The organism is Rhodanobacter thiooxydans LCS2, from assembly GCF_000264375.1.
GTDB lineage: Bacteria > Pseudomonadota > Gammaproteobacteria > Xanthomonadales > Rhodanobacteraceae > Rhodanobacter > Rhodanobacter thiooxydans.
The window spans coordinates 1-339 of sequence record NZ_AJXW01000059.1 but is presented as its reverse complement, the minus strand read 5'-3'; the positions used below and the strand labels follow the sequence as shown (position 1 = coordinate 339).

The 339-nt window shown below is 72.0% G+C and carries 1 protein-coding gene; it reads left to right on the top strand.

Annotated features, from left to right (window positions below):
• Window positions 1–315: MnmC family methyltransferase (locus UUA_RS12475; protein ID WP_008437409.1), on the top strand; the 315-nt coding region annotated here is incomplete at its 5' end.
• Window positions 316–339: the final 24 nt, after the last annotated feature.

The following is a 339-nucleotide window of genomic DNA, read 5'->3' as shown; positions in this document are numbered from 1 at the left end:
CCGGCCAGTGGCGGCCGCCTGCAGCTCGTCCACGCCGACGTGTCGCAGGCGATCGCGCAGCTCGCCGACGCTTCGGTAGACGCGCTGCTGCACGACCCGCCCCGCTTCGGCATCGCCGGCGAACTCTACGCGCAGGCGTTCTACGACCAGCTGGCCCGCGTGCTGCGCAAGGGCGGCCGGCTGTTTCACTACACCGGCAGCCCGAACAAACTCACCAGCGGCCGCGACGTGCCGCGCGAGGTAGCCACTCGGCTGGAGAAAGCTGGCTTCAAGGCGCAGCTGGCGCTGGATGGCGTGCTGGCGGTGCGGCGCTGAGCCGGCACCGCACCGTTGCTGCCC